General features: G+C 64.5%; 22 protein-coding genes. 17 read left to right on the top strand and 5 right to left on the bottom strand.

The features are described 5' to 3' along the window. Positions 1-80: 80 nt before the first annotated feature. Complete coding sequence (locus RW095_RS20000; RefSeq protein ID WP_317017866.1) at positions 81-1,040, top strand: LysR family transcriptional regulator; 960 nt, start codon at positions 81-83, stop codon at positions 1,038-1,040. A 46-nt stretch (positions 1,041-1,086) separates the two neighbouring features. Here RW095_RS20000 and RW095_RS19995 read toward each other — a convergent pair whose 3' ends face one another. The 5 genes from RW095_RS19995 to RW095_RS19975 form a co-directional block, all read right to left on the bottom strand. After that, the gene (locus RW095_RS19995; RefSeq protein ID WP_317017864.1) at positions 1,087-1,581 is read right to left on the bottom strand and encodes a MaoC/PaaZ C-terminal domain-containing protein; all 495 of its coding nucleotides are present in this window, start codon (positions 1,579-1,581) and stop codon (positions 1,087-1,089) included. Positions 1,582-1,711: 130 nt separating this feature from the next. Continuing rightward, a complete protein-coding gene (locus RW095_RS19990) occupies positions 1,712-2,104 on the bottom strand; it encodes a DUF993 family protein (RefSeq protein WP_394365106.1) in 393 nt (130 codons plus the stop codon). Further along, a complete protein-coding gene (locus tag RW095_RS19985; RefSeq protein ID WP_317017861.1) occupies positions 2,101-3,705 on the bottom strand; it encodes an acyl CoA:acetate/3-ketoacid CoA transferase in 1,605 nt (534 codons plus the stop codon). The genes RW095_RS19990 and RW095_RS19985 overlap by 4 nt, the downstream gene beginning before the upstream one ends. Positions 3,706-3,778: 73 nt before the next feature. After that, the gene (locus tag RW095_RS19980; RefSeq protein ID WP_317017859.1) at positions 3,779-5,122 is read right to left on the bottom strand and encodes an MFS transporter; all 1,344 of its coding nucleotides are present in this window, start codon (positions 5,120-5,122) and stop codon (positions 3,779-3,781) included. A 77-nt stretch (positions 5,123-5,199) separates the two neighbouring features. Continuing rightward, positions 5,200-5,958 (bottom strand): enoyl-CoA hydratase/isomerase family protein, encoded by a 759-nt coding sequence (locus RW095_RS19975; RefSeq protein ID WP_317017858.1) that lies wholly within the window; start codon positions 5,956-5,958, stop codon positions 5,200-5,202. A 337-nt stretch (positions 5,959-6,295) separates the two neighbouring features. Between RW095_RS19975 and RW095_RS19970 the strand changes: the two genes are divergently transcribed. From RW095_RS19970 to RW095_RS19895, 16 genes are all read left to right on the top strand, one after another. Beyond that, entirely contained in the window at positions 6,296-6,889 is a 594-nt protein-coding gene (locus RW095_RS19970) for a TetR/AcrR family transcriptional regulator (RefSeq protein ID WP_317017857.1), read from the top strand. A 76-nt stretch (positions 6,890-6,965) separates the two neighbouring features. After that, complete coding sequence (locus tag RW095_RS19965; protein WP_317017856.1) at positions 6,966-8,012, top strand: Gfo/Idh/MocA family protein; 1,047 nt, start codon at positions 6,966-6,968, stop codon at positions 8,010-8,012. Next, positions 8,009-8,833, top strand: coding sequence for a shikimate dehydrogenase family protein (locus tag RW095_RS19960; protein WP_317017855.1), 825 nt, complete (start codon positions 8,009-8,011; stop codon positions 8,831-8,833). Before RW095_RS19965 ends, RW095_RS19960 begins: the two co-directional genes overlap by 4 nt. A gap of 74 nt (positions 8,834-8,907) precedes the next feature. Continuing rightward, positions 8,908-9,936 (top strand): LacI family DNA-binding transcriptional regulator, encoded by a 1,029-nt coding sequence (locus RW095_RS19955; protein ID WP_317017854.1) that lies wholly within the window; start codon positions 8,908-8,910, stop codon positions 9,934-9,936. Positions 9,937-10,121: 185 nt separating this feature from the next. Beyond that, positions 10,122-11,108, top strand: a complete 987-nt coding sequence (locus RW095_RS19950) for a TRAP transporter substrate-binding protein (protein ID WP_317017853.1) — start codon at positions 10,122-10,124, stop codon at positions 11,106-11,108. 85 nt (positions 11,109-11,193) lie between these two features. Then, the gene (locus tag RW095_RS19945) at positions 11,194-11,697 is read left to right on the top strand and encodes a TRAP transporter small permease (protein WP_317017852.1); all 504 of its coding nucleotides are present in this window, start codon (positions 11,194-11,196) and stop codon (positions 11,695-11,697) included. Further along, entirely contained in the window at positions 11,694-12,959 is a 1,266-nt protein-coding gene (locus tag RW095_RS19940) for a TRAP transporter large permease (RefSeq protein ID WP_317017850.1), read from the top strand. Before RW095_RS19945 ends, RW095_RS19940 begins: the two co-directional genes overlap by 4 nt. After that, positions 12,935-13,729, top strand: a complete 795-nt coding sequence (locus RW095_RS19935; RefSeq protein WP_317017849.1) for a 3-ketoacyl-ACP reductase — start codon at positions 12,935-12,937, stop codon at positions 13,727-13,729. The genes RW095_RS19940 and RW095_RS19935 overlap by 25 nt, the downstream gene beginning before the upstream one ends. A gap of 44 nt (positions 13,730-13,773) precedes the next feature. Next, entirely contained in the window at positions 13,774-14,940 is a 1,167-nt protein-coding gene (locus tag RW095_RS19930; protein ID WP_317017848.1) for a dihydrodipicolinate synthase family protein, read from the top strand. A gap of 43 nt (positions 14,941-14,983) precedes the next feature. After that, on the top strand, positions 14,984-15,709 hold the full coding sequence (locus tag RW095_RS19925; protein ID WP_317017846.1) for an enoyl-CoA hydratase/isomerase family protein: 726 nt from the start codon (positions 14,984-14,986) through the stop codon (positions 15,707-15,709). Positions 15,710-15,721: 12 nt separating this feature from the next. Then, positions 15,722-16,540, top strand: a complete 819-nt coding sequence (locus RW095_RS19920; RefSeq protein ID WP_317017844.1) for an aldo/keto reductase — start codon at positions 15,722-15,724, stop codon at positions 16,538-16,540. Between the two features lie 13 nt (positions 16,541-16,553). Then, the gene (locus RW095_RS19915; RefSeq protein ID WP_128592327.1) at positions 16,554-17,018 is read left to right on the top strand and encodes a MaoC family dehydratase; all 465 of its coding nucleotides are present in this window, start codon (positions 16,554-16,556) and stop codon (positions 17,016-17,018) included. 1 nt (position 17,019) lies between these two features. After that, positions 17,020-18,543: an acyl CoA:acetate/3-ketoacid CoA transferase gene (locus RW095_RS19910; protein ID WP_317017842.1), complete on the top strand. Its 1,524-nt coding sequence runs from the start codon at positions 17,020-17,022 to the stop codon at positions 18,541-18,543. 19 nt (positions 18,544-18,562) lie between these two features. After that, complete coding sequence (locus tag RW095_RS19905) at positions 18,563-19,723, top strand: acyl-CoA dehydrogenase family protein (protein WP_317017840.1); 1,161 nt, start codon at positions 18,563-18,565, stop codon at positions 19,721-19,723. 14 nt (positions 19,724-19,737) lie between these two features. Next, on the top strand, positions 19,738-21,333 hold the full coding sequence (locus RW095_RS19900) for an acyl CoA:acetate/3-ketoacid CoA transferase (RefSeq protein WP_317017838.1): 1,596 nt from the start codon (positions 19,738-19,740) through the stop codon (positions 21,331-21,333). Continuing rightward, a complete protein-coding gene (locus RW095_RS19895; RefSeq protein ID WP_317017836.1) occupies positions 21,326-22,105 on the top strand; it encodes an enoyl-CoA hydratase/isomerase family protein in 780 nt (259 codons plus the stop codon). Before RW095_RS19900 ends, RW095_RS19895 begins: the two co-directional genes overlap by 8 nt. The last annotated feature ends 7 nt before the right edge of the window (positions 22,106-22,112 follow it).

Below are 22,112 nucleotides of genomic sequence, written 5' to 3'. Positions count from 1 at the left end.
GGAAGCTAGGTTATCCGCGAAATCAGGCGTTAGAATTCGCTTGGATTCATTTCATTTTTTACTTTCGGTGAATAATCGAAATGGCAACTTACGCGGCATCCGATTTCGAGTTTTTCATCCTCCTCGCCAGGCTAAAAAGCATGTCGGGAGCGGCGCGTGCGCTCGACCTCACCCCGCCAGCGGCGACCAAACGCCTGGGGCTGATCGAACAGAAGCTAGGGGCGCGGCTGATCAACAGGACAACGCGAAGTGTCAGCCTCACGCCGGAAGGTGAGACCTACCTGCGCTACGCGACGCAGATCGTCGGACAGGTCCGGCAGATGGAAGATGAAATATCTGGGGCTAGGTCGGACCCTCATGGTCTTTTGCGGGTCAACGCAACGCTCGGCTTCGGACGCACGACCATCGCGCCGCTGGTATCTGACTTCGCGAAGCGCTATCCCAATGTCGAAATCCAGTTTGAAGTGACTGACCGGCCCATCGATCTCGTTGAGGAAGCGTTCGATGTGGCCATCCGTTTCGGCGAGCTTCCCGACAGCCGGCTTAGCGCCCGGCGCATCATGAGCAACCGTCGTTTCCTCTGCGCGTCTCCAAAGTACCTTGAGCGTTTCGGGACACCGGAGCGCGTGGAGGACCTGGTTCGGCACCGCTGCATCATTCATCGCCAGAACGACGACGCCTACGGCGTCTGGAGGTACATACAGGGCGATCACACCGAAGCGCTGAAAGTAAAAGGCGCGCTTTCCAGCAACGATGGCGATATCGCGCTGCGTTGGGCGCTCGACGGGCACGGGATATTGATCCGTTCCGAATGGGATCTGGCTAAGTACCTTCAGAGCGGCCGGTTAAAACTGGTGTTGGCGGATACACTACTGCCGTCCGCCGACCTGTTTGTCTACTATCCCAGCCAGCGAAACCAGACTGCACGCGCGCGAGCCTTCATTGATTTTCTGATCGACCATTTTCAGGCGCCGTTCATCCCGGTTGAAACGGGCGCTTTGATTTACGCTCAAAAAAAGAGAGCGCCCCGCAAGCCATAAGCCGTCCCTCGCGGTATGCGCGACGGTCCGTTATACGAAGAAGGATCTAAGCGCGATTCGTCATCAACAGTAGCGTTTCGCCATCCTGCACGACGTTGCCAAGTTGATTCAGCACGCTCAGCCTCAGCGTCGCGATCCCCCGGTCAATGCGTTTTGTCACGCGTTTGCCGACGACCTCGACATCGACCTGAATTCGGTCGCCAATAAGAAGCGGCGCGCGAAACGACCAGTTCCAGCTCAATGTCGCAAGTGCGCTCATGCGGACCGGCGAGCGCGTCTTCAGGCCATCGGTGAGTGCCAGGCCAAGCAGTCCGTGCGCGATCCGGCCGGAGAATCCCGCCTGCTGCGCGGCGACGTCGTCCAGATGGATGTCGTACATGTCGCCCGAGACGCCGGCGAAATTTACGATATGCGTTTCTGTCACCGTCATGCCGGACGTGACGAAATGGTCTCCTATCTCGATGTCATTCAGGTCATACATCCCCGGCGTGAGCAAACGCCCTCGCTGTACGGAGTCTCTTTCGTTCCGGGATTGTGTCATGTCTCTCTCCTTGTACGATCTGGTTTCGGTGTGCGCGCCGAGGCTGCAAAGTTTGTTGGGAGTGGGTGAATCAAGAGAGGCGATGCAACCTGTTCTCCATCAATTTCGATTCGAGATTCTCGCTCATCGATCATAGTCCGAGCGTTTGCATGACGAGCCGCATGCGCTGAACCGCGAGAGCGGGATCGCGCAGCAGGCGGGCTGCATCCGCGAGACGGAACACGTCCGCGAGATAGAGCGGTGGACGCGCCCCGTGATGACCGCCGAGCATGAAGAAATGCGGCTGAAACCCGTTCAGATAGGCGAGAAAGACGACACCCGTTTTGTAGTACTGCGTCGGCGCGCAGAATATGCGGCGCGAGAGCGCAACCGTCGGTTCAAAGATGCGCTCGTAACGGATCCCGCTGGCGTCGAAAAGCGCGTTCATCAATTGCGGCGTCTTCACCTGCGTCACCGGACTGCCGACGATGCCAAAGAGCCGTGTCGATCCGTCGATCTGAAGAGCTTGCAACTCGCGCTTCACCGCTGGCGCTCCGCGAACTCTGCAAGACGCGGATGGCATGGCCAGCACTGCGACGCCATATCGGCATCGAGACCCATCGGCTCCGGACGGAACAGGCGCTCGTCCATCAGCTTGAGATCCGGCGAGATGACAGGACGGAACGCCATATGCGCGAGCACGTCGCGTTCGAGATCGATGCCGGGTGCGATCTCGATGAGTTGCAGCGCGCCGTCGACGGCGCGAAACACCGCGCGCTCGGTGACGAAGAGCGTCGTCTGCTTGCGCTCCTGCGCAAACGGCCCGCTATACGACACCTGCTGCAGCTTCGACACGAACTTGCGATGCGCGCCTTCCTTGAGTATCTGCAGCTTGCCGCCTTCGCACGACACTTGCAGATTGCCCGCCGTGAACGTGCCGCCGAAGACCATCTTGCGCGCGTTCTGGCTGATGTTGATGAAGCCGCCCACGCCGATCAGCTTGTTCGCGAAGCGGCTGATATTGACGCTGCCCTGCGCGTCGATCTCGACCGCGGAGAGAAACGCAATGTCGATGCCGCCGCCATCGTAGAAATCGAACTGATACGGCATGTCGACGATCGCGCTGTAGTTGCGCGCGGCGCCGGCATCGAGTCCCGCCGCGGGTGCGCCGCCGATCAGCCCTTGCTCGTTGGTGAGCACGATGTGATGCAGCACGTCCTCCTCCGCCGCGACCAACCCGATGCCCGTGCACACGCCCGAACCGACGTTGCACACCGCGCCCGGGCTCAGTTCCATCGCGAGACGCCGCGCGATGATCTTGCGTTCGTCGAGCGGCAGGCGCGGAAAGCCACCGAGCGGAATGCGCATCTCGCCGGTGAACGACGGATCGTAGGCCGTCTGATACGTCACCGGCTGATCGGCTTCGACGACGACTGCATCGACGAGCATGCCGGGAATCTTCACCGTCTTCGCGGGCAAGGTTCCGCGCTTCGCAAGCCGCTTGACCTGCACGATCACGAGGCCACCGTTGCGCCTGGTCGCCTGCGCCATCGAGAGCATGTCGCCGAACACGGCCTCGTGCTCCATCGACACGTTGCCGTCCTCGTCCGACGTCGTGCCGCGCAGGAACGCGACGTCGACCTCGAACGGCTTGTAGAACAGCCACTCGCGGCCTTCCAGTTCGATCAGGCTCACGAGCTTGTCGTCGCTCGGCGCGCCCTGCAGACCGCCGTCGTTACGCGGATCGACGAAAGTATGCAGTCCGACATGACTGATGAGCCCTGGCCGGCCCGCAGCCATCTCGCGCGTGAGCTGCGAGAGCGCGCCCTGCGGCAGCGTCCACGCTTCGACCTCTTTGTTCAGCGCCATTTGCGCGAGCGCCGGCGAATCGACCAGCGTGCCGCACACCACGCGTTTGAGCAAGCCCGCATGTGCGAGACGGGACGCGCCGCGCTCACCGCGATCGCCGAGACCGACCGGATGCACCGACGTGATCCGGCGCGGCTCGCCTTGCGCGAGGAAGCGCCGTTCGAGCGCCTCGATCAGCGCTTCCGGCACGGCGTGTCCGCTTCCCGATCCGCCGATCATCAACGTATCTCCATCCTTCAACAACGATGCAGCCTGGTCGGCGCTCAAAATTTGCATGTTCTTTACTCCGTTTCAGTCTGTTTATGCATGCGCGATGCGCCCCTTCGACGCATCCCGATCTTTCAGGCTCTCAAACTGCCGGGCGCGATTCCTGGAACACGGGATGATCGTCCCGATGTCGCGAGAGGTGTTTGCCGAGCAGCGCGGCGATCAGCGTGAGCACGCAGAAGACGGCGAGGAACACCATCACGTAGGTCGGCTTGCCGTTCGCGTATGCGACGAGCGCAGTCGCGATGAAAGGCGTCGGTCCGCCGATGAGCGCGCCGGAAAATTCCCGGCACATCGCGATGCCGGAGAATCGATACTGCGTCGGAAACAGATTCGACAGGAACGCGCCCTGCGCGCCGCACGTGCAACCCCAGCTGATGCCGTAGACGGCACTCATCGCGATTGTGGCGCGCACGACGTCCTTCGAATCGATCGCATGAAACAGCGGCCACACGAGCGCGAGCGCGATCATCGCGCCGGCCGCGAATACGTTGCCGCTGCCGTACTTGTCCGCGAGCATGCCGCCGACGGGCGCGCAGAACAACGAGAAGCCCAGCGCGATGATCAGCACGACAAGGCTGTCCGACCTGGCCATGCCGACGGTGTTCGTCATGTAGCTCAGCGCGAATGTGTTGAGCACGTAGCTGAGCGCCTGATGGCCGCCCATCGCGAAGAAACCGCACACCAGCTCGCGACGGCTGTTGCGGAACAGGTCCGCGACCGGCACTTTCTCCGCTTTGGCCTTCGCGCTCGCCTTTTCCATCGCGGCGACGTATTCGGGCGTCTCATCGAGCTTCGAGCGGATGTAGATCGCGACGCCGAACAGCGCGAGCGACAGGAGGAACGGCACGCGCCACGCCCACGTGAACAGGATGTTCTCCGGCACGTACGAGATCAACAGGAAGGTGGCGATCGCGATCATCACGCCGAAGTTGGTGGCCGCGTTCGGAATCGACGTGAAGAACGCGCGCCGGTTCGGCGGCGTGTACTCCGCGATCAGCGTGATCGCGCCGGCTAGCTCGGCGCCCGCGCCGAAGCCCTGCATCATGCGCAGCAGCACCAGCAGGATGGGCGCGATCACGCCCGCCTGCTGCCAGGTGGGCAATATCCCTAGCCCAACCGTGGCCGCGCCCATGATCGTCACGCAGAGCACGAGCGCCGGCTTGCGGCCGTATTTATCGCCGATATGCGAAATGACGATGCCGCCGAGCGGCCGGATGATGAACCCGACTGCGAACGTCGCGAACGCGGCGAGCGTGCCGGCCAGCGAAGACAATTGCGGAAAGAACAGCTTGTTGATGATGAGGCCCGATGCCGCTGCATAAAGCCCATAGTCGTACCACTCGATGATGGTGCCGAGCGTCGACGCGAACACGGCGCGCCGGATGTTCCTGCGGTCTGCTTTCTGCGCATGTGCTGCTTGCATGGCGCTGTCTCCTGCTTCTCTTTGGTTTTGTGCGACGCCGCGCTGTTACGGCGTTCGTTGACGCATTGCGTTGCGGATCAGGATCGGCCCGAACGGCGGTCGAATGCGTCGGCGCCCTCCTCGTAGTTGCCCGAGGCGAAGCAGAGCGACGTCAGCTCGTTCTCGTAGCGAACGCCCTGTTCGACGCTCATCGAAAGCGATGCGCGCACGGCCGCCTTCACCGACTGGGTCGCGATCGGGCTGAACTCGGCCATCTTGCGGCACAGCGCCATCGCGGTATCGACGACGGCCGCATCGGCGACCACCATCTCGACGAGACCGATGCCGCGCGCTTCGTTCGCATCGATGGTGTCGCCGGTCAAGAGAAGGCGCATGGCCTGCCCGTAGCCGACGAGACGCGGCAGCATTTGCGACGCGCCGCCGCCGCCCACCCAGCCGCGCACGACTTCGGGTGCGCCGAACTTCGCGCTCTGTCCCGCGACGCGGACATCGGCGCCGAGCATCATCTCGAGTCCGCCGCCGAGCACCCAGCCCTTCAGCGCGGCGACGACGGGCTTGGTGAAGTCGCGGATCACCATCGCGTAATCGGTGCGGGCGCGAAATTCCCATGCCGTGCGATACGTCTTGAGCGAATGCAGATCGCTGCCCGCGCTGAATGCGCGCTCGCCTTCGCCGCGCAGCAGTACCGCGTGGATCGCGTCGTCGCGCTCGATGTCCTGCCGGATGGCGACCAGCGTCTGCGTCATTTCGGGCGTGATCGCGTTCATCTTCTCCGGTCGATTGATGACGATCTCGGCAACCGCGTCGTGCCGGCGCACCACGATTCGATCCTGCATCCTGCCTCCTTTTTCGACTGTCGTAGCAGTCATGTCTCATTCGAGTTTTCCCTTATACTTACTTACTAGTAAGTACTGGTCAAGCGACATTAACATCATTGCCGAACGGTAGGCAACGAAATTTTCGAGGAGAAGGAACATGGCGCGCGCGCAGTCGTTTGCGGAAGGGGCCGAAGGGGCGATCGATAACCGGCGTCGTGTAAAATCAGCCGCGCTTTCCGCATCATCCAGGTCCAATGCTTCGCCCCGCATGAGGCCAAATCCATACCCCAATCCTCGCCGAGGTGAACCGTTGAGTCAGAACGACAAATCGAACTCCGCATCGAGAAAGTCCCCGATGTACGACAGCATCAAGGACCTGGCGAAGAAGCTCCTGATCGCGCACGGCTATCACAAGACGACGTTTGGCGTGATCGCCAAGGAACTCGGCATCACCACGACCAACATCCACTATCACTTCGGCAACAAGAACAGTCTCGTCGAGGAAGTGGTGAAGGAATACGTGGCGGGCGCCATCGAAGGACAGAAGAAGATCTGGCTCGACGAAACCCTGTCGCTGCAAGAAAAAGTGCAGGCCGAAGTCGCCTATAACCGCAACCTGTTCCGCAAATACAATCCCGGCGGCAGAACGCGCAAGCCGTGGAGCCTGATTGGACGTCTGCGTCTGGAAAGCGATGTCCTGACCGACGAGGCGCGCGCGGCGCTCGCTGGCTTCACGACCGAAATCCACCGGGCCGTCGAAAGCGCCGTCGAGCATGCGAGCCGCACCGGCGAGCTGAAGCGCGACACGCCGAAGGAAGACCTGATCTTTCTGCTGACCCATCTGGTCGACAGCCTGTCGGTGTTCGCGCAGGACGCGGGCGGCTTCGAGCGCGTCGAACAGTTCATGAACTCTTTCTCCATCGTGGTGCTCGCGAAGTACACCAAGTGATTTTGCTCCGCCGACGTGCATCGGCGGCTGGACAATTAGATCGATCTACCTTATTGTCCTCCAACGGAGACGAAAAATGAACGAGACCGGCTTCAATATCGCCGTGGTGGGCGCGGGCATGGCATCCGCGCCGCATCTGGCGAGCCTTCTGGCATTGCAGGATCGCGCGACCGTACGCCATGTCGTCGCGCGTTCGGAGGAGCGCGCAGGCGCGTTCGCGCGTCAGTTGCCGCACGCGCGCGTGACGCTCGATCTCGACACCGCCCTCGCCGACGAACACGTCGATGGCGTACTGCTGCTGACGCCGCCGAACACGCATCTCGAACTCGGCGCCAGGATTGCGGCGGCCGGCAAGCATCTGCTGGTCGAGAAGCCGATCGATGTCACCACGTCCCGCGCGCGCGAACTGGTCGCGCTATGCGAAGCACGCGGCATCGTCGCGGCGGCGGTGCTGCAACATCGCACGCGCGACGCATCGCGCAAGCTGCGTGAACTGCTCGACGCACGCGCGCTCGGCGAGATTCACAGCGCGAGCATCGCCGTGCCGTGGTGGCGTCCGCAGTCGTATTACGACGAAGCGGGACGCGGCACGCTGGCCCGCGACGGCGGCGGCGTGCTGATGACGCAAGCCATTCACACGCTCGATCTTCTCCTCTGGCTGGCCGGCGTTCCGGACGAAGTCTTCTCCTACGCGATCACCAGCCGTGCGCACCGCATGGAATGCGAAGACACCGTGGCGGGCGTCATGAAGTATCGAAACGGCTGCGTCGCGTCGCTGCACGCAAGCACGGCCATCTTTCCCGGCTTCCCCGAACGCATCGAAATCGCCGGCAGCAATGGCAGCGCCACCCTCGCCGGCGGCAGGCTCATCGTGCAGTTCATGGACGGCGCCGTGCTCGAAGAAGGCGAAACGGCTTCCCTCGGTTCCGGCGCGAACCCGATGGCTTTCTCGCATCACGGGCATCAGGCCGTCATCGCCAATTTCATCGACGCTGCCGCGCACGGAGCCGAACCGGTCGCCTCGCTGCGCAGCGCGCTCAACGTCCACCTGCTGATCGATGCGCTAATCGCGTCGTCGGCCGATCATCGACCCATGTCCGTCAACCCAGGCTCATCATCATGACTTCCGCACTGAATGCCGCCGTCGCCGGAGACACGCGCCTTTTCGCCATCGTCGGCGATCCGATCGCGCAGGCCCGCTCGCCGCTCGTCTTCAACGAGATTTTCCAGCGCATGGGCGTGAATGCCGTGCTCGTGCCGATGCAGATTCCGGCCGCGTCGCTCTCGACGGCCATCGCCGGGCTGAAGACGATCGGCAATCTCGATGGCATCGTCGTCACGGTGCCGCACAAGATCTCGATGACCGGCCTCGTCGACCGGCTGCTGCCGATCGCGCAGAAAGTGGGTGCGATCAACTGCATGCGCCGCACGGAAACAGGCGAATGGGCCGGAGAGATGTACGACGGCGAAGGCTTCACACGCGGGCTGCGCAAACAGGGCCACGAGCCGCGCGGCATGTCGGTGTTTCAGGCGGGCGCGGGCGGAGCCGGCAAGGCGCTGGCGCATGCGCTCGCGAGCGCGGGCGTGAAATCGCTGCAATTGATCGACGTGGATCGCGCAAAGCAGGACGCGCTGATCGCGGAACTGGCGCAGGCCTATCCGGCGCTGACCGTCTCGGCCGGAAGCGCCGCACCCGAAGATGTGGATATGGTCGTCAACGCGACGCCCTGCGGCATGGCGGCGGGCGATCCGCTGCCGTTCGACGTCGCCCGGCTGGACCGCCGCGTACTGGTGGCCGACATCATCATGAAGCCGGAACGGACTCGACTGCTGCATCAGGCCGAAGAGCGCGGCCATCGCATTCATCTCGGTCGGCACCTGCTGGAGAATCAGGCGGAAATCGTCGCCGGGTTTTTCGGCTTGAAGCGCGCTGAGCACGCGTAAGCATGACCGACCGGAAACGGGGCCTTGCGGCCGATTCAGATACACTCCGGGCATACGACTCATCGACCGTTCCAATGTCCCGAGGCAAACCAGGTTCTCCCGTCACACTGCTGGATATCGCCAACGATCTCGGCCTGTCCAGAGCAACGGTCTCGCTCGTGCTGCGCAACAGCCCGCGCATTTCCGAAGCCACGCGCGAGCGCGTGCTGGAAGCGTTCAAGCGGAAGGGCTACGTCTACAACCGCCACGCGGCGGGCATGCGCAGCAATCAGACGAACACGGTCGGCGTCGTCGTCAACGATCTCGCCAATCCCTACTTCACGATGCTGGTCCGCTCCATCGAGGCCAGCCTGAGCACGCAGGGATTCATGACGCTGCTCGGCAATACCGACGAATCGCTCGAACGGCAAAGCCGCTTTCTGGACACCGTGCGGCAGCACAACATCGACGGCCTCATCGTCTGTCCGACCGAATCGACCACGGCCGCCCAGATGCGCCAGGTGCTGGCGTGGGGCATTCCGTGCGTCTTCGCTTCGCGCTACGTCGCCGGACTTCAGACCGATTACGTCGGCGCGGACAATCGCCGCGGCATGGCGCTCGCAACCTCGCATCTGATTTCGCTTGGGCATAAACGCATCGCGATGATCGGCGGCGTCATGCGCGCCTCCACCGGCAGCGACCGCGCCGAGGGCTATCGCGACGCGCTGCGCGACGCGAAGATCAAGCTCGACGAACGACTGCTCGTGCCGTCGCCGCTGACGCGTCACGACGGCAAGCGCATCATCACCGAACTGCTCGCGCTTAAGAATCCGCCCACAGCGGCGGTGTGCGGCAACGACATCGTCGCGTTCGGCGTGATGCTTGGCCTGCGCGCACACGGCATCGAACCGGGCGCCGACTTCGGCGTCGTGGGCTTCGACGACGTGCCCGAAGCCGAGCTCTGGGAGCCGCCGCTCACCACGGTCCAGGTCTTGCAGGACGACATCGGCCGCGCCGCCGCCGATCTGCTGCTCAAGCGCATGACGGAGCCGTCGCGCACGCCTACGCGCATCGTCTCGGAGCCGGTTCTCGTCATCCGCGGAACCTGCGGCGCTCGCAAATAAGCGTTCGCGTCCCGAACGCGCGCCGTTCGGGTTTCCCTTAGAAAAATCCGCTTGCACCGTCTCCGCACAACTTTTACCCTGTAGTAGATCGATCTAACACGCTCTCGCAGTCGTGCGCAGCAGTGTCTTCGGTGCCGCCTTCGTCGCAGTTCAATATGGATATCAGAACCATAGGAATCCGATATATGCGTGACTACCTTCTCTCTCGCCGCAAACTGTTGATGCTCACGGCGGCGTCCGCGGCCGCGGGCTGCCTGCCGCGCTTTGCCAGTGCGGACAACCAGACGATCCGCATCGGCGATGTCGTCGACCGCCACAATCCGGAAGTCATCACCGAGAATCTGATGGCCAAGCGTCTGAAGGAAACGACCGGCTTCGACGCGCGCGTGTTTCCGGACGGCGTGCTCGGTTCGCACACGCGCATGAACGAGCAGTTGCGCAACGGCACGCTCGAAGTCACGGTCACGAACGTGGCCGATCTCGAAGGCTACGACAAGCGTCTCGGCCTGTTCGCGATGCCGTTCGCGTTCCCCGACCGCAAATCGCTCTTCGCGGCGCAGGACGGCGCGCTCGGCAAGGCCTACGCGGGCATTCTCGACAATCTCGGCTTCGTGCTGCTCGGCTGGTTCGACTCCGGCCTGCGCAGCGTCTACAACCGCACGCGCCCGATCAACGAACCCGGCGATCTGAAAGGCCTGAAGATCCGCACGCAAGGCAACCAGATCATGATCGCGACGTTCAACCAGCTCGGCGCGCAGGCCACGCCGCTCGACACGACGCAGATCTATTCCGCGCTGCAGCAGGGTGTCGTCGATGGCGCCGAGAACTCGGTCACATTCTTCGTGCAGCAGCACCACAGCGAAGTGGCGAAGTACTACTCGTACACGAACCACTTCTTCTCGATCGATCCGATGCTCGCCAGCAAGAAGTGGTTTGATTCGCTCGACCCGAAGAAGCAGGACGCTGTGAAAGAAGCCGCCGCGCAGGCGCAGCAGCACGAGCGCGACCTGTGGCTGGCTTCGGATGCGAAATATCTCGCCGAAGCCAGGAAGAACGGCGTCGCGTTCAACGACGCGAACCTTCCCGCATTCCAGGCAGCGGTCAAGCCGATCTACACGAAGTACCGCGCGAACTTCGCCGAACTGGGCAGCTACCTGCCCGCCCTCGGATAACTCCAGCCAGAGGTTCCCCGACATGAAACCCGATTCACGTTCGCGCGTTTCCCGGGACAGCATCAACAACACTGCGGCGTTGTGCGTGCTCGCAACCGTCGAAGACATGCTGATAGCGGTCCTGGTTTTCGCAGTCTTCTGCGTCGTGCTGGCGGGCATCCTGTCCCGCTTCGTCTTCCACGTCTCGCTGTCGTGGAACATCGAGGTCAGCGTCACGCTGATGATCTGGATGACCTTCATCGGTATCGCGGTCGGCGTGCGCGACAAGGTGCATGTCGCCTTCGAACTTTTCGAAGACAAGCTGAGGGGCCGCTGGCTCGTGCTCGCCTCCTTTGTCCAGATGCTTCTGATGGGCTTCCTGCTGGTCTCGCTCGCCTGGGGCGGCTGGCAATTCATGCAGCTCGGGCTCAATCAGATGACGCCGAGCGGCATCCCGCAGTGGCTTTCGTTCGCCGCGATCCCGGCTGGCAGCGCGCTGGGCCTGCTGCACCTGCTGGCGCACGCATGGGACCTGGCCGTCAATGTCGATCTGGATACCCGGGCGCAGCACGGCCACGGCCACGGTCCTACCGAGACGAGGGCGCAATGATTCTTACCGTCGGACTACTCGCGCTGTTCGTCGTCGCCGGCGCGCCGATCATCGCGTCGCTGGGCGCGGTCGGCACCATCGACGGCCTGATGCAAGGCCTGCCGCTGACCAACATCGCCCAGGCGATGTATCACGGCGTCGATTCGTTCACGCTGCTCGCCGTGCCGCTGTTCATCCTCGCTGGCGAGATTCTCTTTCACTCGGGCTCGGCGGCCCGCCTCGTCAACTTCATGAACCTGCTGGTGGGCCGCGTGCCGGGCGGGCTGGGCGTCTCCGCCGTCGCCTCGACGATGGTTTTCTCCGGCCTGAGCGGTTCGGTCAACGCCGATGCCGCCGCGATCAGCTCCGCCATGCTGCCGTCGATGGAAAAAGCCGGCTACCGCAAGGAATGGTCGTCCGCGATCATCGCGGCGGCGGCCGGGACCGGCATTCTGATTCCGCCGTCGATCACGATCATCGTGCTGGCGACCGTCGCGAACATGTCGGTGACGAAGCTGTTTCTCGCGGCGACGCTGCCCGCGATTCTCGTCGGCGTCACGAAGATGTGCATCATCATGTACCGCGCGCGCTCGGAGCCGCCGGTGGCGCCTGTGCATTTCAGCGTGCCGGAGCTCGGCCGCGCCTTCGTGCTCGCGATTCCCGCGCTGGGCGCGCCGATCATCATCCTCGGCGGCATCTTCATGGGCTTCTTCACTGCGACCGAATCGGCGGCGGCGGCGGTGGCCTACGTGACGATCATCACGCTTGTGCAGCGCTCGATTCCGTCTCGCGCGTGGCTCGGGATTCTGATCAAGGCCGGCCGCACGAGCGCGATCGTGCTGTCGCTGGTCGGCGTCGCGCAGATCCTCGGCTACATGCTCGCGTACAACTCGGTGGGCGAGCAGGTGGCCGAGTTCGCGTCGCATCTGACCGGCAACAAGATCGTTTTCACAGTGTTCATCATGGTGGTGTTCTGGCTGCTGGGCGCCCTCCTCGACGGCATCCCCGCGCTCATCCTGCTGATTCCACTGTTTCTGCCGATCGCGCAGGAGGCCGGCTTCAGCGACATCCACTTCGCGATTCTCGCCATCGCCATCGTCGGCATCTCGCTCGTCACGCCGCCGATCGGCACGGCCTGTTTCATCGTTACCGGCGTCGCCAACATCAAAATGGTGAATCTGGTGCGGCCCATGCTGCCATTCATGGCCATCATGTTCGTGACCATCCTGCTACTGGCTTTCGTGCCGGCGTTCTCCGAATGGCTACCTCATCTCCTGTATTGACGCCGCGCCGCGAACGGCCGCTGGCGCTCGTCACGGGCGCGCGCCGGGGCATCGGCGCAAGCATCGCGGCCGAGCTGGCGCAGCGCGGCTTCGACCTCGCATTGATCGACATCGACGACGACGGCGCGAACAAAACACTTGCGGCCGTCGAATCGCACGGCGCCCGCGCGCGCTTCTACCAGCACGATCTGGCCGATAGCGCCGCCCATCGCGCGCTGGTCGAACGGATCGTTTCGGGCTGCGGGCCAATCGCCTGTCTGGTCAACAACGCGGGCGTGTCCGCCGATCAGCGCGGCGATCTGCTGGAACTCGGCGAGCGGTCCTACGACCGGGTCGTCGATATCAACATGCGCGGCACGTTCTTTCTCACGCAGGCGGTGGCGCGCCACATGGCCGCGAGCGCGACCGCCGACGCGCGCAGCATCGTCACGGTGTCGTCGGTCAGCGCCGAACTGGCATCGACGGAGCGCGGCGAGTATTGCATGTCGAAGGCCGGGCTGGGCATGCTCACCAAACTGTTCGCGCTGCGCCTCGCTCCGCTTTCCATCGGCGTGTTCGAAGTGCGGCCCGGCATCATCCGCACGCCGATGACGGAAGGCGTCGCGGCGCGCTACGACGAACGCATCGCCGACGGCATCGTGCCGATGCGGCGCTGGGGCGTGCCGCAGGACGTCGCTTCGGCCGTGGCGGCGCTGGCCTCGGGACAGATGGCGTTCGCCACGGGCAGCGTGCTCAACATCGACGGCGCGCTGTCCATTCCGCGCCTCTGAGTCTCCCCGCACTCTCACGTTCAAACCAATCCAATCATCGCGACATGCACACCATCCAACTGCCGACGCCTGCGGGCGCGCTGGAACGCTACACGCTCACGGGCACCCCGCTTCAGGACATCCGCCCCGCCGCTCCCTTCAATCGCATGGCGCTGTCGGCCGCGCACGTCGTCGCCGATCCGTTCGCGGACGTCGATCCGTCCAGTGGCGGCAAGATCGACTGGGACAAGACACTCGACTATCGCCGCTATCTGGCCGGCCTCGGGCTGGGCATCGCCGAGGCGATGGACACCGCGCAGCGCGGCATGGGCCTGAGCTGGCAAGAATCGCTGCAACTGATCCGCCGCACGCGCGCCGAGCTCGCCGACAGCCGCGTGCCCATCTTCAACGGCTGCGGCACGGATCATCTCGATCCCGCATCGGTCGATTCTCTCGACGCCGTCGTCGATGCCTATCTGCAGCAGGTCGACGCGATCCAGACCGCGGGCGGCCGTCTGATTCTGATGGCCAGCCGGGCGCTTGCGCGCGTGGCCCGTTCGCCCGACGACTATGTTTCGGTGTATCGCCGCGTGCTCGCGCAAGTGGATCAGCCGGTCATCCTGCACTGGCTGGGCGACATGTTCGATCCCGCGCTCGCCCGCTACTGGGGCACCGACGATCTGAGGGCCGCGCGCGACGTGGCTTTGCAGGTCATCACGGAGTCCGCGGCCAAGGTGGACGGAATCAAGGTCTCGCTGCTCGACAAGCAACGCGAGATCGACATGCGCCGTCTCCTGCCGGCCGGAGTGAAGATGTACACCGGCGACGACTTCAACTATCCCGAGCTGATCGCCGGCGACGAGCAAGGCTATTCGCACGCGCTGCTCGGCATCTTCGACGGCATCGCGCCTGCCGCTTCCGCCGCCCTGAGCGAACTGGCGGCGGGACGGCGCGAGCGCTTCCTCGAGATTCTCGCGCCAACCGTGCCGCTGTCGCGCCACATCTTCCGCGCGCCGACCCGCTTCTACAAGACTGGCATCGTGTTCCTCGCCTTCCTGAACGGGCATCAATCGCACATGACGATGCTGGCCGGACATCAGGCGATGCGTCCGCTTCCGTATTTCGTCGATCTGTTCAGGCTCGCCGATGCGGCGGGTCTGCTGCGGCAGCCCGAACTCGCGATCGCGCGCATGAAGACGTTCCTCGCCTGCTACGGCGTAGTGCAGGACTGAGGAGACATTGATGGGACAGATTCTTTCGCGCCGCGACGACGCCGTGCTCACGCTGGAGCTCAGTAATCCAGGCAAGGCCAACGCGCTCGACTTCGCGATGCTGGCCGCGCTCGACGAGCACATCGCGCAAATCGATCACGACGACACCGTCCGCGCGGTCGTGCTGCGCGGCACCGCGGGCGGCATCTTCTCTTCCGGCGCCGATATCCGCGAATGGTCGGCGCTGGACCCGCAAGCATTCGCGACCGAATGGATCGGCGAAGGCAACGCGGTGTTCCGGCGCTTCGAGCGGCTGCGCTGCCCGACCGTGGCCGTCATCGAAGGACTGTGCTTCGGCGGCGGCCTGGAGCTCGCGCTGTGCTGCGATCTGCGGCTGGCGGGCACCGGCGCGCGGTTGCGCTTTCCGGAAGTCGCCATCGGCGCGATTCCCGGCTGGGAGGGCGGCGACCGCTTGCAGCGCATCGCGGGCCGAGGGCGCGCGCTCGAAGCGGTGCTGCTCTCGCGCGAAATAGACCCGTCGACGGCGTTGCAGTGGGGCATCGTCAATGCCGTGTGCGCGCCGCAGGACATCGAAGCGCAATTGCAGGAATGGACCGCGCGCCTGTGCGGAATATCGCCGCGCGCCGCCGCGCTCGCCAAATCCCTGATCGTCGATGAGAACAAGGATCCGCACGCGGCCTATCCCGCGGCCGCGCTCGCGGTCCGCACCAGTCCCGACGCGGAGCTCGGCATCCGCGCCTTTTTCGCGAAGACGGCCGCCGTCTTCTGACTCCACACCGCCATGAACATACTTTTCCAACGCACCCATCAACGCGCTTTCGGCACCTGGCCGCTGAACGGCCAGCAACTGAAGGACGCGCTGCGCGACGCGGTCGAGACCGGCTATCGCGCGATCGACACCGCGCAGCTCTACGACAACGAAATCGGCGTCGGCTCCGCGCTGCGCGCGATCGGCATTCCGCGCGACGAGTTGTGCATCATCACCAAGATCGCGCCCGCCAACGATTCCGACGAACGTTTCATGCCGTCGCTGCGCGAAAGCCTCGACAAGCTGAAGATCGATCAGGTCGACGTGCTGCTGCTGCACTGGCCGCCCGCGGACGGCGATGTCGCGCCTTCGGTGCGCCGCCTCGAAGAAGCGGCGCGCGCGGGCCTGACGCGCCATATCGGCATCAGCAACTTCAACGCCGCGATGATGCGCACCGCGAAAGCCGCGACCGCGCTGCCGCTCGTCACCAATCAGGTCGAGTTTCATCCGCTCCTGAACCAGCGCGTGCTGCTGGAGACCGCCATCGAAACGGGCATTCCGCTTTCGTCCTACTGCTCGGTCGCGCGCGGCGAGATCTTCAAATATCCGCTCTTCGACGAGATCGGCGCGCGCTACGGCAAGTCGGCCGCGCAGGTGGCGCTGCGCTGGATCGTTCAGAAAGGCGTCACGATCAACACCATGTCGACGCAGCGCCGGAACATCGAGGCCAACTTCGACGTGATGGACTTCACGCTGTCCAGCATCGACATGCATCGCATCGACGCGCTGAACGCAACGAATTACCGCATCGTCAATCGCGAACGGGTTCCGCAAGCGCCCGCGTTCGACTGATAAGGACAAGCTCATGAGCCATCCCCTGCTCTTCGACCAGATCGAACCCGGCCTCGCCTTCACGACGTCGGGCATCGTCGTCACCGAGAGCCACGTCGTGCAGTTCGCCGGCATCTCAGGCGACTTCTTCGATGTCCACATGGACGACGAATTCGCGCGCGGCGTCGGCTTTCCCGGCCGCGTCGCGCATGGTCTCTTGTGCCTCGCGATGGTCGACGGCCTCAAGAACCGCGCAACGACGCTCTTCGCCGCGATCGCGACGCTGGAGTGGACGTATCGCTTTCACAAGCCGGTGCTGATCGGCGACAGGATTCAGGGCCGCATCCGCGTGCTGGACAAGCGCGCCACGCGCCGCTCCGATCGCGGCATCGTGCGTCTGCAGGTCGAAGTGCACAACCAGGACGGCGTGCTGATCCAGGACGGCATCAACGTGCTGATGGTCCGCGCGGGTGCACGGACGGGCAACGAGGAAAAATGAGATGAAGTGTGCAAACCTGACTGATGCGGATTTCATGGCGGCGGCGATCTTCGATGGCGCGACCGTCGTGCTGAGCGGCTCGGGTGGCGGACTGGTCGAAGCCGATCACATCACCGAGGCCATCGAGCGGCGCTTTCTGGCGACGGGTCATCCGCGCGATCTCACGCTGATCCACGCGCTCGGGATCGGCGACGGCGTGAAGAGCGGCATCAGCCGTTTCGCGCACGAAGGCATGGTGAAGCGCGTCATCGGCGGTCACTGGACCTGGTCAAAGCCGATGCAGAAGCTCGCGCGCGAGGAACGCATCGAGGCTTATACCCTCCCCGCCGGCGTGATCCAGACGCTGATCCGCGAAGCCGGCGCGGGCCGTCACGGTCTCGTCACGCACATCGGCCTCGATACCTTCGCCGATCCGCGCCACGGCGGCGGCCGCGTCAACGCCCGTGCGCGCGAGGATCTCGTCGAAGTCGTCACGCTGGGCGGCAAGGAACTGCTCTGGTACAAGCCGTTCGCGATCGACTTCGCGATCGTGCGCGGCACCACGGCGGATATGCAGGGCAACCTGACATCGCGTGAAGAACCCGCCGATATCGACGCGTTCGCCGCCGCGCTCGCCGCGCACAACAGCGGCGGCCGCGTGTTCGCGCAGGTGCGCGACGTCTCAGCCACGCCGATCACGCCGGCGCGCGCGGTCACCGTGCCGGGCGTGCTCGTCGACGATATCTGCGTGTACGCCGATCAGAAGCAGACCACTGCCGCGGGCTACGACCCGACCATCAGCGGCGAGCTGCCCGCGCCCGAGACGCGCACGCAGCCGCCGCTGCCCACGGGCATCCGCTACATCATCGCGAAGCGCGCCGCGCAGGAGCTGGAGCCCGGCGCGTGCGTCAACTTCGGCTATGGCGTGCCCGACGGCATTCCCGCCGTGGCGCACGAAGAAGGGGTGGACATCAGCTGGACCGTGATCGAACAGGGATCGCACAACGGCGAACTGCTCGGCGGCGACCTGTTCGGCGCCACGCGCCACGCGAGCGCGATCCTCAAGTCCAACGACCAGTTCGATCTGTTCAGCGGCGGCGGCATCGATATCGCCTTCCTCGGCATGGGCGAGCTGGACGCGCAAGGCAACGTCAACGTCTCGTGGCTCGGCGAGAACATCGTCGGCCCCGGCGGTTTCGTCGATATCACGCAGCGCACGCGCAAGGTCGTCTTCTGCGGCACCTTCGAGGCGAAAGGGCTGGAAGTCGAGCTGGAAGACGGCGAAGTGCGCATCCGGCGTCACGGCGCGGTGCCGAAGCTGGTTAAGCAAGTGCGCCATATCACGTTCAGCGGCAAGCGCGCCCGCGCGGACGGCCAGCACGTGATCTATGTGACCGAACGCGCCGTCTTCGAACTGACGGCCGACGGCTTGCAACTGATCGAGTTGGCGCCGGGCGTGGATCTCGTGCGCGACGTGCTCGAACGCATGCCCTTCGAAGTCGCGCTGCATCCGTCGCTGCGTGTCGCTGCGGCCAGCGCCGGCTAAACGCAAATCGGAGAGATCGATGGACTTCACGCTCAGCGACACGCAGAAGATGATGATCGAGACGGCGCGCCGCTTCGTGCGCACCGAGTTGCAGCCGCTCGAACAACAAGTGGAAGACGAAGGCGCCCTCGCGCCCGAGATCGCGCGCGGCTTGCAGACGCGCGCCCGGGCGCTGGGCCTGTATGCGGTGAACATGCCCGCCGAACTCGGCGGCGGCGGATTGAGCACGGTCGACTCGATGTTGTGCGAGGAGCAGTTCGGCCACAGTTCCGACATTCTGGTGCGGCGCGCCTTCGGCAACGTCTACGACGCGCTCCTGGCGTGCGAGGGCGAGCAGATCGAACGCTGGCTCAAACCCGCGATTGCCGGCGAGCGCACCTGCGGCCTTGCGATCACCGAAACCGGCGCGGGCTCGGACGCTCAGGGCATCAAGACTACGGCGCGCAAAACCGGGCGTGGCTGGATGCTGAACGGCAGCAAGCACTTCATCAGCGATGCGCAATGGAGCGACTTCTTCCTGGTCTCGGCACGCACCGGCGAGAAAGAAATCTCGCTGTTCGCGGTCGACAAGAACCTGCCCGGCTTCGCGCTCGGCCGCGACCAGCAGATGATGGGCCTGCGCGGCACGCCCCACCACGAGCTCATTTTCGACGACGTTCCGCTGGACCCGATGACCCTGATCGGGCGCCAGGGCGAAGGATTCAAACTGGCGATGAACATGCTGGGCCGCGTGCGCCTCGCGCTGATCGGCGCGCGCGGCATCGGCAAGGCTGCGCATGTGCTTGAAATGATGATCGAGTACGCGGGCGAGCGGCGCCAGTTCGGCACGCGCATCGGCGATTTCCAGATGATCCAGCAGGTCATCGCGGACAGCGTGATGGAGATCAACGCGGCGCGGCTGATGCTGCTCAACGCCGCCAGCATGATGGACGCGGGACAGGACGCGCGCGACTGGGTTTCGATGGTCAAGGTGCAGGCCTCCGAGACGCTCGGCCGCGTGGTCGACCGCGCGGTCCAGGTCTTCGGCGGCATGGGCTTCTGCAAGGAGCTGGCCATCGAACGCTATTACCGCGATGCCCGCGTCTATCGCATCTTCGACGGCACGTCCGAGATCCATCGCGGCATCATCGCGCGCAATGCGATGAAACGCGGCGCGGCGCTGTTCGACCTTCATCGCTAAAACGGGAATCCTTCATGAGCAAAGTCATCACGGCGGACGCGGCGGCGCGACTGGTGCGTACCGGCGATGTCGTCAGCATCAGTTCCTCAAGCGCGCTCGGCTGCCCCGACAAGGTTCTCGCGGCCATCGGCGAGCGCTTCGAGCGCGAGGGACAGCCGCGAGATCTCACCACGCTGAACCCGATCGCCGCGGGCGACATGTACGGCGTCAAGGGTATCGACCATCTCGCCCGGCCGGGCCTGCTCGCGCGCACGCTGGCGGGCTCGTATCCGAGCGGCCCGTCGTCGCTGCCGATGCCCAACGTTTGGCGCATGATCGTCGACAACGAAATCGAGGCCTACAACATTCCGAGCGGCATCCTGTTCGACATGCACCGCGACGCCGCCGCGAAGCGTCCCGGCGTGCTGACCAAGGTCGGCATGGGCACGTTCGTCGATCCCGACTTCCAGGGTTGCGCGATGAACGCCGCCGCCGCCGCGCGGCCGGTCGTGCGCAAGGTGTCCTTCGACGGCGATCACTGGCTCTACTTCCCTGCCATCGCGCCACGCGTGGCGATCATTCGCGCGACCACCGCCGACGAAGCGGGCAACCTCGCCTACGAGCACGAAGGCGCGCTGCTGGGCGGCATCGATCAGGCACTGGCCGCGCGCAACAACGGCGGCATCGTGATCGCGCAGGTCAAGCGCGTGGTGAAAGCCGGCACGCTGCGGCCGCACGACGTGCGCGTGCCGTGCAATCTGGTCGATTACGTCGTCGTCGATCCGGACCAGTGGCAGACCACGCTGACGCCTTACGATCCGTCCATCAGCGGCGAAATCACGCTGCCGATGGATGCGTTCGCGCCAACGGCGTGGGGACCGGAGAAGGTCATCGCCCGACGCGCCGCGATGGAACTCGCGCATGGCTACGCGGCCAATCTGGGCTTCGGCATTTCCGCCAACGTGCCGCGCATCCTGCTGGAAGAAGGCCTGCACGGCGAAGTGACGTGGGCCATCGAACAGGGCGCGGTGGGCGGCATGCCGCTGCTCGGCTTCGCGTTCGGCTGCGCATCGAATGCGGATGCGATAGTCGCGTCGCCGAATCAGTTCACCTATTTTCAGGGCGGCGGCTTCGACGTCGCGCTGCTGTCCTTCCTGCAAGTCGATGCCGACGGCAGCGTGAACGTCTCGCGGCTCGCATCGAAACCGTATCTGACAGCGGGCTGCGGCGGTTTCGTCGATATCACCGCGCACGCGCGCCGAATCGTGTTCTCGGGCTTTTTCACCGCCGGCGCGCAGCTGGAAGTCGGCGGCGGCAGGCTCCGCATCGTGAAGGAAGGCCGCACGCGCAAGTTCGTCCGGACGGCCGAACAGATCACGTTCAGCGGGCGTGTCGGGCGCGAGCGCGGCCAGCGCGTGACGTATGTCACCGAGCGCTGCGTCGTCGATCTGCTCGACGACGGCCTGACGGTGCGCGAGATCGCGCCCGGCGTCGATTTGCAGCGCGACATTCTCGATCAGGCCGAGGTCGCGCTGAAGGTCGCACCGGATCTGCGCCAGATGGATGCGGCGCTTTTCATCGACGCGCCCTTCGGACTCCGGCTCAAACCCCGCGAAAATCGCCATGACTGATCGCTTCGTTTCCATCGTCCGCGATGCAGCCGTCGCCACCGTCACGGTGGACCGGCCATCCAAACTCAACGCGCTGACGCCCTGCATGCTGGACCAACTCGAAGACGCAGCCCGCGAACTCGAGGCCGACAATGAAACGCGCGTCGTCATCCTGACGGGCGGCGGCACGAAGGCATTCTGCGTCGGTGCCGACATCAACGAATGGGCCGCGCTCAAGCCGCTCGACATGTGGCGCCATTGGGTGCGCCGGGGCCATCAGGTCTTCGACCAGTGGGCGCGGCTGCGCCAGCCTGTGATCGCGGCGATCAACGGTCATGCCTTCGGAGGCGGGCTGGAACTGGCGATCACCGCCGACGTGCGCATCGCGTCCGAAGCGGCCGCTTTCGCGTTGCCTGAAGCGTCGATCGCAACCTGTCCGGGCTGGTCCGGCACGCAGCGGCTCGTGCGGATCATCGGCGCGGGCCAGGCGAAATATCTGGCCCTGAGCGGCGAGCGCGTGACGGCCGCCGATGCACAGGCGTGCGGCCTCGTGCATGAAGTCGTGCCGCACGCGCGCGTGCTGGAACGCGCGCATTGGCTGGCGCTGGCGATGGCTTCGCGCGCGCCGATATCGCTGCAACTGACCAAGCAGTTGATCAACGCGGCGAGCGGCGAGGAAACCGGCTCGACACTGGAAGCGATGGCGGGCGCGCTCGCGGCCAGCACCGAGGACGCGGCCGAAGGCATCCGCAGCTTTCAGGACAAGCGAGCGCCGATCTACGTCGGACGTTGAGAGGTAG

Source organism: Paraburkholderia kirstenboschensis (assembly GCF_032806925.1).
Lineage (GTDB): Bacteria > Pseudomonadota > Gammaproteobacteria > Burkholderiales > Burkholderiaceae > Paraburkholderia > Paraburkholderia kirstenboschensis.
The sequence above is the reverse complement of the archived record's forward strand: the minus strand, read 5'-3'. Positions and strand labels throughout refer to the sequence as shown.

Excerpts from the sequence above, each read along its gene's own strand:
- RW095_RS19900 (WP_317017838.1), top strand. The coding sequence starts at position 19,738 with ATGAGCAAAGTCATCACGGCGGACGCGGCGGCGCGACTGGTGCGTACC.
- RW095_RS19895 (WP_317017836.1), top strand. The coding sequence starts at position 21,326 with ATGACTGATCGCTTCGTTTCCATCGTCCGCGATGCAGCCGTCGCCACC.
- RW095_RS19915 (WP_128592327.1), top strand. The coding sequence starts at position 16,554 with ATGAGCCATCCCCTGCTCTTCGACCAGATCGAACCCGGCCTCGCCTTC.
- RW095_RS19985 (WP_317017861.1), bottom strand. The coding sequence starts at position 3,705 with ATGCAAATTTTGAGCGCCGACCAGGCTGCATCGTTGTTGAAGGATGGA.
- RW095_RS19940 (WP_317017850.1), top strand. The coding sequence starts at position 11,694 with ATGATTCTTACCGTCGGACTACTCGCGCTGTTCGTCGTCGCCGGCGCG.
- RW095_RS19950 (WP_317017853.1), top strand. The coding sequence starts at position 10,122 with ATGCGTGACTACCTTCTCTCTCGCCGCAAACTGTTGATGCTCACGGCG.
- RW095_RS19980 (WP_317017859.1), bottom strand. The coding sequence starts at position 5,122 with ATGCAAGCAGCACATGCGCAGAAAGCAGACCGCAGGAACATCCGGCGC.
- RW095_RS19960 (WP_317017855.1), top strand. The coding sequence starts at position 8,009 with ATGACTTCCGCACTGAATGCCGCCGTCGCCGGAGACACGCGCCTTTTC.
- RW095_RS19905 (WP_317017840.1), top strand. The coding sequence starts at position 18,563 with ATGGACTTCACGCTCAGCGACACGCAGAAGATGATGATCGAGACGGCG.
- RW095_RS19920 (WP_317017844.1), top strand. The coding sequence starts at position 15,722 with ATGAACATACTTTTCCAACGCACCCATCAACGCGCTTTCGGCACCTGG.
- RW095_RS19955 (WP_317017854.1), top strand. The coding sequence starts at position 8,908 with ATGTCCCGAGGCAAACCAGGTTCTCCCGTCACACTGCTGGATATCGCC.
- RW095_RS19995 (WP_317017864.1), bottom strand. The coding sequence starts at position 1,581 with ATGACACAATCCCGGAACGAAAGAGACTCCGTACAGCGAGGGCGTTTG.
- RW095_RS19910 (WP_317017842.1), top strand. The coding sequence starts at position 17,020 with ATGAAGTGTGCAAACCTGACTGATGCGGATTTCATGGCGGCGGCGATC.
- RW095_RS20000 (WP_317017866.1), top strand. The coding sequence starts at position 81 with ATGGCAACTTACGCGGCATCCGATTTCGAGTTTTTCATCCTCCTCGCC.
- RW095_RS19935 (WP_317017849.1), top strand. The coding sequence starts at position 12,935 with ATGGCTACCTCATCTCCTGTATTGACGCCGCGCCGCGAACGGCCGCTG.
- RW095_RS19930 (WP_317017848.1), top strand. The coding sequence starts at position 13,774 with ATGCACACCATCCAACTGCCGACGCCTGCGGGCGCGCTGGAACGCTAC.
- RW095_RS19970 (WP_317017857.1), top strand. The coding sequence starts at position 6,296 with ATGTACGACAGCATCAAGGACCTGGCGAAGAAGCTCCTGATCGCGCAC.
- RW095_RS19975 (WP_317017858.1), bottom strand. The coding sequence starts at position 5,958 with ATGCAGGATCGAATCGTGGTGCGCCGGCACGACGCGGTTGCCGAGATC.
- RW095_RS19965 (WP_317017856.1), top strand. The coding sequence starts at position 6,966 with ATGAACGAGACCGGCTTCAATATCGCCGTGGTGGGCGCGGGCATGGCA.